Genomic DNA, 2,569 nt, shown 5'->3' on the forward strand with positions numbered 1-2,569 from the left:
ATGGATTGAAATAGCGAAGTAATGCGATACTCCATTCTGCATCTGCAAATGCTACATCACGCATAATTTGCTCAATCATTAATTTCGTTTGACCATATGGATTTGTTGCACTTAATGGAAACTCCTCCGTAATCGGTGACGTTTCCAGGATACCATATACAGTTGCAGATGAACTAAAGATTATCTTCTTTACATTATGTTTCTGCATTACTTCACATAGCACTAACATGCTTGTAATGTTGTTATGATAATATGTTAATGGAATCGCTACTGACTCCCCTACAGCTTTAAATCCTGCAAAGTGAATAACTGCTTCAATTGCATTTTCTTCAAAAATTGCGTCAAGCGCTTCGCGATTTAAAACGTCTTCTTTATAAAACTTAAATTGTTTTCCTGTTATTTCTTTCACTCGATTTATAGATTCTACCGAGCTATTCGAAAGATTATCCACTACTATAACTTCGTAACCGCTATTTAGTAATTCTACACATGTATGACTACCAATATATCCTGCTCCACCTGTTACAAGTATTGTCATGAGTATACCTCCATTGTTATAGCTTATTAACAAAAAAGAGGCAATCACAACAGAAATGATTACCCCATGAAACTTCCTTTTTACTTAGCAACGAAATAATCAGTTACATATTTCGCCCAAACGTCATACCCTTTCGCACTTGGGAAACCAAACTCTTCTTGTAAGTATGGTAAAATTGCCTTTGTTGTTGCATCAGGCCATGCTCCCCAATGATCAATATATGTATAATTATTTTGCACCGCAAATTGCTTTAATGCTTCAATCGCTTTCGGATAATTCTTCGCACCATACACTGGATTTGATGGTTGAATCATAATCGTAGCACCCTTTGCACTAGTAGAAAGTGCTTGAACAAACTTCTGTGTATTTACTACAGAGTTACCATTACCAGTTTTACCATTATCAGTAATAAATGGTGGTTCAAATAAAATCACATCTGGATTCTCTTTTGCAATCTCTTTATCACGTTTATTCGTAATTAATTCTTCTGTGCTTTCACCCTTATATTCCTTTACAGTCACATTCCATAAACCTTTACCGTAAGCAGTTTCTAAATTAGCTGTTAACTTAGCTGCCCAAGTACCTTTTTCAGATGAAGAACCTTCATCACCAACAATAACAAGATTTACTGCCTTTTTATCCTCAGCAGCTTTCTTTAACTTCTCTTTCACTGCATCTGGCAAGTTCTTCGCGTATGTCTCATTAAAAGATGACCTCGCATCTTGTTTTTTCTCTTCCTTTTTCTCTTCTTTCTTTGCCCCACTATCTTTCACTTCAGCCTTTGTTTTCGTTACTTCACTCGTTTGCCCTGTTGCATTCGCAATCTTCTTATTCCAGTACAATTTACCGCTCACAATCGAAGCGACAAACAATACAAAAATAACAAGGACAAGTACCGCTTTCTTATTCATCGATTCACCTCATCTATTAATCTCACAATATATAATACTAATATAAATCCATGCAAAAATAAACCCAACTCCTACCAAAGGAGTTGGGTTATTACATATTACTTAGTCAATTCAAGATGCGCTCTTAACTTATTCGTAATATCTTGTTTCGCTGCATCTGGAACGTAGTAGTACCAAATACCATCAGCAGCTTTGTGGCCGTCACCCGGGATTTGGATTTCTTCACTATTCTCCATGCAATCTTTATAGTTCTTTTGAATATCAAACATTTGATCTTGAGTTAAACTTGTTTTAACGTTTTTCTCAATTGCTGTTAACACATTACCGTAACTTGCTAGAGAAGATACACTTGCACCCTTTTTAATTACAGCTTGGATAACTTGACGTTGACGCATTTGGCGGCCGAAGTCACCACGTGGATCTTCATAACGCATACGGGAATATCTTAATGCTTCCGTACCATTAAGATGTATATTTCCTTTAGCGAATTGTGATCCTTCATATTTGAATTCTAAATCATTATTAACATCTACTCCACCAACTGCATCAACAACATCTTTAAAACCAGCCATGTTCACTTCAATATAATGATCAACTGGTATATCAAGAAAATTCTCTACCGTTTTTACAGACATATCAATTCCACCAAAGGCATACGCATGATTAATCTTATCCTTTTTACCTTTACCTACAATTTCTGTATAAGAATCACGTGGAATACTAGTGATTTTCATAGACTTTTTTTGTGGGTTTAGCGTGAATAACATCATTGAATCTGAACGCCCTGTCTCTTCTGCTCTTTGATCCACACCCATTAGTAAAATAGATATTGGCTTATTATCTGCAACATCTACTTTCTTATCGCGTTTTTCAGACTTATCACGATCCAGTGGTTTATGCACTGCATCTAATGTATTTGATACATTAGAATAGACATAATATGCATATACTCCACCTGCAATTACTAGAAAACCTATTATACCTAGAATCCAAAATAAAATTTTCTTTTTCATAACTTATACCTTCTTTAATTTTTATTTATAACTAATTATGCATTATTGTTATTCACCATATTACAACAAATACATTTATAAATAAAAGCTTTTTTATTCCTTATGAT

At 34.6% G+C, this 2,569-nt stretch carries 3 protein-coding genes; all 3 read right to left on the reverse strand.

Going from position 1 to position 2,569, the window contains the following annotated elements; all coding sequences use genetic code 11:
• On the reverse strand, positions 1-538 hold a 538-nt coding region (locus GBN78_RS29315; protein ID WP_152128013.1), incomplete at its 3' end, for an SDR family NAD(P)-dependent oxidoreductase.
• Positions 539-618: 80 nt separating this feature from the next.
• Entirely contained in the window at positions 619-1,449 is an 831-nt protein-coding gene (locus GBN78_RS29320; RefSeq protein WP_030029415.1) for an SGNH/GDSL hydrolase family protein, read from the reverse strand.
• Between the two features lie 98 nt (positions 1,450-1,547).
• The gene (gene tagU / locus GBN78_RS29325; protein WP_030029416.1) at positions 1,548-2,462 is read right to left on the reverse strand and encodes a polyisoprenyl-teichoic acid--peptidoglycan teichoic acid transferase TagU; all 915 of its coding nucleotides are present in this window, start codon (positions 2,460-2,462) and stop codon (positions 1,548-1,550) included.
• Positions 2,463-2,569 lie beyond the last annotated feature (107 nt).

This window comes from Bacillus sp. B2-WWTP-C-10-Post-4, assembly GCF_009183805.1.
Classification (GTDB): Bacteria; Bacillota; Bacilli; order Bacillales; family Bacillaceae_G; genus Bacillus_A; species Bacillus_A cereus.